Genomic DNA, 991 nt, shown 5'->3' with positions numbered 1-991 from the left:
TTGGAAAGAATCCTATAATTGCAAAAACTGCCAATAATCCAACATCAACATCGGCCACAACCCAACCGGGAGCAACTGGAATTAATGCTACAAATGCAGCAGCTGTTGCAACAAAGATAACAGGCGCTGCCCAAAAAATTGGTTTGTCAGCTTTTGCAGGAATAATAATTTCCTTTGAAATTAACTTAAGTCCATCTCCCATCAATTGTAAAATTCCTTCAACTTTTCCACAGTAAAATGGACCGACACGTAACTGGAGTTTTGCCAACATTTTTCTTTCGATAAAAATTGTTCCAGCTGCAATTAATGCTGCAAATCCAAATCCAGGAAATGCTGCAATCCTAAATAAATCAGTAGTCATGAAAGCTTTTAAAATTGGGAGTGTTCTAGAAGGATCAGCTAACCATGTTAATGCAAGAAATGGTGTAAGTAATTCGCCGTTGATAACAGGCATTTCAATATAGAATAAAACAACTTGAACTGCAGGAATACCAATTAATGTGAAAAGTAAAAGAATCCAAAATACATTATCTAAAATAGATTTTACAAATTCACTAAACTTGAAGTTTGGTGCAATAACAGACATTTATCGATCTGCCTCCACAGGCCAATAATTAAGACTCCAGTATACAGAGGGCATGTTTCCAAGTTTTTCTCCTTTTAGAAGATATGGTAATGCAATTAAGTTTCTAAATGAACCAACACTCATCTTTACTCTATATGGTTCTGGTTTTCCATCAGATACAATATAACATCCTAAAGAGCCTCTACCAGATTCTACTCGTTTGTATACAGTGTCAAGTCCTTTACCTTTTGGATTTGGTTTTAGTTTGACTCTTACAGAACCAGACTTTGGCATTTTTTGTAATGCCTGTCTAATTATGTTACAGCTTTCAAGCATATCAAGCCATGGTACTTTAGATCTTGCATAAGAATCCCCTTCTTTCATAACATTAGTGTGAACATCTAACTCATCATAGACATCGTAAGG

General features: G+C 35.4%; 2 protein-coding genes. Both read right to left on the bottom strand.

The window, feature by feature from the left end; genetic code table 11:
* Nucleotides 1-586 (bottom strand): NADH-quinone oxidoreductase subunit H (locus tag BG20_RS09560; RefSeq protein WP_010194504.1); only part of this gene is annotated, 586 nt, incomplete at its 3' end.
* Nucleotides 587-991, bottom strand: a 405-nt coding sequence (locus BG20_RS09555; protein WP_010194147.1) for an NADH-quinone oxidoreductase subunit D-related protein, incomplete at its 5' end; no start/stop codon positions are given.

It is taken from the genome of Candidatus Nitrosarchaeum limnium BG20, assembly GCF_000241145.1.
Classification (GTDB): Archaea; Thermoproteota; Nitrososphaeria; order Nitrososphaerales; family Nitrosopumilaceae; genus Nitrosarchaeum; species Nitrosarchaeum limnae.
The sequence above is the reverse complement of the archived record's forward strand: the minus strand, read 5'-3'. Positions and strand labels throughout refer to the sequence as shown.